Genomic DNA, 5,422 nt, shown 5'->3' with positions numbered 1-5,422 from the left:
TCTGCTTAAAATAGACCTTTTTCGTCATTAAATGGGCCTCCTTTCATCGTGATTAGCCCCCCTGGGGCAAAAATTGCAAAAATACCGTTTGCGAGCGAGAAGATTGAAATGTGTGCGCTCTTTTTGGCACTGGCATGGGGGCGGGGGATAAAATCCTCTGCTCAAAAAATATTTTTTTGAAAAAATTTGCGAAAAAATTATTTTTTCATCAATCGCCGGATGGTCGAGATATCTCTAATTTCAGGGACATCCTGACGATGGTGACCTTGACCAGTACCATAGTAGGATTGCTCCCACTCAGTCTTAGCTCGGTGGCATCGTCGACAGATCGTTGCAAGGTTATTGATGTCTGCTTTGCTTGCTTGATCAAATTCAATTGGCACAACGTGATCGACAGTTCGGCTGTTAGGTTGACCACAGTACCGGCAGACATAGTGATCACGATCGAGTACTTGCTTTCTTAAGCGCACCCACGTTGCTGTGCGATAGAAGTTGTACTGTTCACTCTTAACATCGTTACGATATCTAGTGACGTGGTTGTACTTGTGCTGGTACTGCTTGCCACGTGCCCGTGCCCAACGCTGTCGATTGGCTAGGTACTCTGCTTCATGTTCATAATGCTTAGTGCAATAGTGGTCCGGCAGCTGAACCATCGCGTGACACCCTGGTTGTCTGCACCTGCGATACCTTGGCATGTGATCGCCTCACTTTGTTCAATGACTCATAGGTATGTTCAGCATGGTTAAGCATATATAGCTCAGCATTGCCACTAACTGTTCCCCAATTCTTAGTGTGTTTCATAATACAGGTCCCCAAGCAAATCTTCGATCCTGTTATTTAATATCTTGCTATAAACATCCATCGTTTCCTGCTGCAAGCGAAGCATTCTTCGCTGATGTTCTGAAGCATTATTAAAATCCGCGGATTTTATAAAGCATTTCAACTTGATACGCTTTACGTCAAGCGAAGTTCGCTCTTCTAATAATTTGATAACTACCTTCTGTTTATTCATTCGTTGGCTCTCCTTTACTAAATACAACGGTTTCGGATCAATATAAGGATGGATGTAATTATATGTCTCATCTGCGGATACATTAATTCCACCTGTGCTAAACCTGCTTTTCATTTAATTCTCCTTGTACTAAAAAAGCCCAGCCATTATGACTGAGCTCGGGTGATTTATAGGCCAGCGTGTTAAAAAAGTAAAGTAGGTGCTTTTCAGCTCCTTTGATATTATGTCTGGCCTAATGCTGACGGACGGAATCGAACCGCCTTCTCTGACGCAGATGCTCGTATAGAAGTCAGTGGCCTGCCATCGGCCCACGTCAGCATAATCAGGACTTGCATCCCCGCACCCGGTCGAACTTTTCCGCGAACGCCTGTAGCGAAGATGCTGTCCTAGATTGTTGTGATCCTCTAGCCGTCGAGTTAGGTCACGTACTCTTCTGCTGCTACCAGCACGGCTGTGAGACTATCAATTGGAAGTAATAATGACTAAACATAACTTTAATTTTTTCAAAAGGAGAAGACCCATCTATTGAAGCAATTCTCGCACTGTAAATTGGATGAATTGATAGTCTCAACGCGGATTATGGTCCCTGCCACCATCGTGCCGGCTTGCGGTCTCCCGTCTTCCTGCTTTCCGCACTAACGTCAACGTAGATCTGAGTTGCTTGTGAGTATACGCAACGTCTACGTTCTCACGTCTGAGTAATTTACTAAATTTAGTTCATAGGAGCTAAGGCCTTTTAACGACGTTACCCAGGTCGTAAGGGTTTCAAGTCATTTTCGACACTACTAGATTAACCCCGTTTATCGTATAGTGCCTGTACAGTTACTGTACAGAAACTGTACTCTTACTGTATTTTTTTGAATACCATGAGTTCCTCGATCGGATAAATCTCAGCAAACTCAATGAGTGCCTTTGGCTTCAGCTTCTTGTAGTACCAGTTCTCCTGATATGGCAATGAGTTGATACAGTAGCTATCGTCATGCCCATCGATATACAATGTGGTCAAAATTGCTCTGCTCCATCGCGAACAATCGTCGATCACTAGCGGCACTGCTTTAACTACCTGCCGACAATAAGCACGATTAATCAGCTTATTTTCCATCACATTTCCATATGGTGTTCCCTTTGGCATACCATCAAACGATGGTGAACTGATCACAGATAAATTCCATTTTGCTCTGCGCTTAGCAGCGGGATAATCTACACCAAAAAAATGCTTCACGTTTTTAATCGTTTTATCAACGTCTAGTGTACTGTCGAATATGACTTCTTCCTTACTCACAACGAAACCCCCAAAGTGATATAATGAATTTGGTTTTATTTATATCTCAGAGGGCGTTCCTAGTGAGCGCCTTTTTTGCTACATAAAGAATCCCAAAACAGCTTTCCAAATATATAGCAGTAGTAAGCAAGCGCTACTGACCCCTAGTAAGATAGCTGCTAGCACCAATAGTGTAAATAATGTGTACATCAGTTTTTCAACAAAGTTATCCATTCTCCACCCTCCGCATTGCCATCACCGTTTGCAGATCAACGTCTATCTTGCTGAACGGCACACCCAACGTCTGCCTCTGGACATAGAAGACGAAATTCCGATCTGGCCCTTCGTGCTTATGACTGCATATCTTACACAGCCCAAGATCACCCTCGACTAGCCAGCCGTTGCGCTCAGCTTCCAGCACTTCTTCGAGTGTCATAAGCGTTTCCAGACACCGGTCAGGGCTGTCCAGAAGGCAAGCAATAGCGCTCCGACAGCGGCAAGTGGGTTGGCGTTACCTGTCTGTGGTAATTCAGCTTGCTTCGTATTTTGCTCCGTGCTGTTCTGTACGGGCTTTTTATTTTGTGCTGGCAAGTTGGCTGTCTTGTCGCTTACCCGCCTTGTCGTAGCTTGCTGTGGGCTGTGAGTAGTACTCTTAGGCTCTACATTCACCTGCTGGCTAGGCTGGGCAATAGAAGCCTTCGCCTGTGGCTGATCGGTCTTCGTGGCTTCCACTTGCGGTTGGTCTGAGCTAGCCTGGCTGGCCTGACTTGCCTGGGTAGCCGTTGCCTGCTGATTCTGTTGTGGCTGCTGACTAGGCTGGTCAGGCTGATTGGCCTGTTGCTGATCCTGTTCTTTCTGCCACTGGTCAACATCATAGTTGTGCAGGTTATCACCCAACTGAGTTTGCGCCCGTAGCCATTCCTGGTAGATAGCACCAGCCTTAGCGTCTGCGGTGATATAAGCAGGCGTGAATCGATTACCCTTGCTCTCTTCCCAGGCGTTTTCACGTTCCTGTAATGCTTGCTGGTACTGGTTCCAGAGGGACTGAATCCTCTGATTACCCTGTGCTTCAATCTCTACCCGTGTTGGTGTTGAGCTAGTAGTGTCAGCGCTGACTGGTGCCGACACTGCTAAGCCCATCATCATAGCCACTGGCAGTATAAGTAATTTAGTTTTCATCTTCGTCGTCCTCCGCAGGTTCGATAATTGCCTTATCCCAATCGATCGCTAAATCATTGCGCTTCTTAAAGTCCTCAATCTTGCCGTGAGTGAAGCGGGTTGCCCAAGCGCCGTCCTCAAGGATGTCATCAACCATAAAGACCCCTGTTCCGTCATTGTAATTAAGCAGGCCAAATTTACCAGGTGCAACTCGCACCGTGTATTTCTTCTCTTCCTGCCGCTCATCAACTGGCGTTGCTAAGTACTCGCTAATCAGATTGGATAATCCTTCTTGCTGAAAAGTGGAAAAGTTAGTAGGACTGCCTTTCTTCACAACAGAAAGCCAAGTCGTAGCATTAGTAGGGACTCTAACAATAAATCCACCGTACGGAATACCAACAATGTCAACAGCAGGATTGTCATCCAGCCCATTAGATTCGCTCACTGTTACCCAAGTTAAAGCCATTAATTTTTGTACAAATTCACTTGTTTTCATCGTTAATCTCCTCCACTTCGATCTCGATCCTAGGATCGTCTGAGTAGTACTTGTATGTGTGTAGTTCAACTATCTCGTTATCATCAGCCCACAGGACGCTGTTTAAGCCGTCCAGGGTCGATTTTATGTAATTGTCCAGGTCTGGCTTCTTCGTTGGCCTGATAGCTCCCAGGGCTTTCAGGCGGTGCCGTTTCTTCGACTCACTCTTCTGAATAGCTCGGTAGAATCTGATCGTCACTTTGAGCGCACCAGTTAGTGGCTCACCGTGATACATAAACCGGGCGCTCTGGGCTAGCTGAGCCTTGTAAACGTGTACCCGTTCGAGATCATATAGAATAATTCCGCGCTTGTACCGCCTAGCTCTTGGCCGTGCCTGGGCAACTGGTGGGAAATTGAACGTCAACTTAAGCATTCAGCTTGTCTTCCATTCTCTTCGCTTCTCTCAACAGATTCTCTATAACAAACTTTTCCAGTTTCTCATAAAGTCGGCACCACACTTCTTCATCAATGTCGCCAATCCTGTCGCTGTTAAAGCCACTGTAAATTAACAGGGCCATGTCAGTGTCGTCATCTCTGACCTCCACAGCGTAGTTTAGGCGCTTAGTGTCGATTGCTTCTGCATCAGCAGAGGGATAGATAGCTACTCCATACCCCGGCTCATAAATCGCACATAATGGGTGCAGATTGCTGTTGATGTAGTTCATCAAATCAAGTTCGTGATTGCTCATTTCCATAATCGTGCCTACTTTCTAACGTCTTGTAGTCCATTAAAGTCGACAATCTGCTGCCGATTATGTGGGACTAGCCGACTAATAATCTTCTCGTTGTACATCTGTGCCAGCTCATCTGTCGTGCAGTTAGTCGTCACGATGATTGAGTGCACAGGCTCATTGCGTTTTAAGTCCAGCCGGGCGTTGGCCACCCGAAACATTAGCTCCTGCATAGTCTTCCGCACTGGTTGGATGTCGTGTTTCATACCGCCTTCTGTGCCCAGGTCATCTAAGAGCAGAACATCGGCAGTCTTCATCAGCTTCTCGGTGTAGTCGAGCTTATCTTTAGCGTCTTCAGCCTTGTAACTACTATCTAGCAGATGTTGAAGTTCCATTGTTGATACAGTCATAACAGTGAAGCCTTCACCAGCTAAGTAGTTAAGGATCGCCATTGCCAGCGACGTCTTACCAGTCCCAGGAGGGCCACTAAGCAGCACCTTCATAGGCTGGTTGATCATCTTTTTAGCCAGAACATAGCACTTGTTACCAACAGACTTAGCACCCGCCACGTTTTGCGGTTGCATATCTGTCTGCCAGTTCTTGAACGAGAAATCTAGCCGTTGGTCACCGCTATATAGGCTTCCGTTGATATACTCACTGGCCTTAAATAGATCATTCTGCTTCCCCCACCCAGCAACAAGGCGATTGTTCCGGGCAGCAACGTGACGCTTCACTTCGTTATAGTCACGAGGGTTACTCATATCCTTACCAATCAGCTTGAAGAT

General features: G+C 46.1%; 8 protein-coding genes and 1 tRNA gene. All 9 read right to left on the bottom strand.

Going from position 1 to position 5,422, the window contains the following annotated elements:
- Positions 1 to 197: 197 nt before the first annotated feature.
- Positions 198 to 695 (bottom strand): HNH endonuclease, encoded by a 498-nt coding sequence (locus ACI31J_RS07450; protein WP_439773792.1) that lies wholly within the window; start codon positions 693 to 695, stop codon positions 198 to 200.
- Between the two features lie 92 nt (positions 696 to 787).
- A complete protein-coding gene (locus ACI31J_RS07445; RefSeq protein ID WP_439773791.1) occupies positions 788 to 1,012 on the bottom strand; it encodes a crAss001_48 related protein in 225 nt (74 codons plus the stop codon).
- Between the two features lie 236 nt (positions 1,013 to 1,248).
- Positions 1,249 to 1,330: transfer RNA gene (locus ACI31J_RS07440), tRNA-OTHER, on the bottom strand.
- Between the two features lie 526 nt (positions 1,331 to 1,856).
- Positions 1,857 to 2,294 carry an ArpU family phage packaging/lysis transcriptional regulator gene (locus tag ACI31J_RS07435; RefSeq protein WP_439773790.1) on the bottom strand — a complete coding sequence of 146 codons (438 nt, stop codon included), beginning with the start codon at positions 2,292 to 2,294 and terminating at the stop codon, positions 1,857 to 1,859.
- 411 nt (positions 2,295 to 2,705) lie between these two features.
- Positions 2,706 to 3,452 carry a hypothetical protein gene (locus tag ACI31J_RS07430; protein ID WP_439773789.1) on the bottom strand — a complete coding sequence of 249 codons (747 nt, stop codon included), beginning with the start codon at positions 3,450 to 3,452 and terminating at the stop codon, positions 2,706 to 2,708.
- On the bottom strand, positions 3,442 to 3,927 hold the full coding sequence (locus ACI31J_RS07425; protein WP_439773788.1) for a hypothetical protein: 486 nt from the start codon (positions 3,925 to 3,927) through the stop codon (positions 3,442 to 3,444). Before ACI31J_RS07425 ends, ACI31J_RS07430 begins: the two co-directional genes overlap by 11 nt.
- On the bottom strand, positions 3,914 to 4,339 hold the full coding sequence (locus ACI31J_RS07420) for a RusA family crossover junction endodeoxyribonuclease (RefSeq protein WP_439773787.1): 426 nt from the start codon (positions 4,337 to 4,339) through the stop codon (positions 3,914 to 3,916). The genes ACI31J_RS07425 and ACI31J_RS07420 overlap by 14 nt, the downstream gene beginning before the upstream one ends.
- A complete protein-coding gene (locus ACI31J_RS07415) occupies positions 4,332 to 4,661 on the bottom strand; it encodes a hypothetical protein (RefSeq protein ID WP_439773786.1) in 330 nt (109 codons plus the stop codon). Before ACI31J_RS07415 ends, ACI31J_RS07420 begins: the two co-directional genes overlap by 8 nt.
- 8 nt (positions 4,662 to 4,669) lie before the next feature.
- A partial coding sequence (locus tag ACI31J_RS07410; RefSeq protein WP_439773785.1) for an AAA family ATPase occupies positions 4,670 to 5,422 on the bottom strand: 753 nt, incomplete at its 5' end.

Source organism: Limosilactobacillus sp. (assembly GCF_051873075.1).
Classification (GTDB): domain Bacteria; phylum Bacillota; class Bacilli; order Lactobacillales; family Lactobacillaceae; genus Limosilactobacillus.
This window is presented reverse-complemented; position numbering and strand designations above follow the sequence as displayed.

What these genes read in the sequence shown, in the direction of transcription:
- ACI31J_RS07445 (WP_439773791.1), bottom strand. Translation starts at nt 1,012, where the DNA reads ATGAATAAACAGAAGGTAGTTATCAAATTATTAGAAGAGCGAACTTCG.
- ACI31J_RS07430 (WP_439773789.1), bottom strand. Translation starts at nt 3,452, where the DNA reads ATGAAAACTAAATTACTTATACTGCCAGTGGCTATGATGATGGGCTTA.
- ACI31J_RS07450 (WP_439773792.1), bottom strand. Translation starts at nt 695, where the DNA reads ATGCCAAGGTATCGCAGGTGCAGACAACCAGGGTGTCACGCGATGGTT.
- ACI31J_RS07425 (WP_439773788.1), bottom strand. Translation starts at nt 3,927, where the DNA reads ATGAAAACAAGTGAATTTGTACAAAAATTAATGGCTTTAACTTGGGTA.
- ACI31J_RS07415 (WP_439773786.1), bottom strand. Translation starts at nt 4,661, where the DNA reads ATGGAAATGAGCAATCACGAACTTGATTTGATGAACTACATCAACAGC.
- ACI31J_RS07420 (WP_439773787.1), bottom strand. Translation starts at nt 4,339, where the DNA reads ATGCTTAAGTTGACGTTCAATTTCCCACCAGTTGCCCAGGCACGGCCA.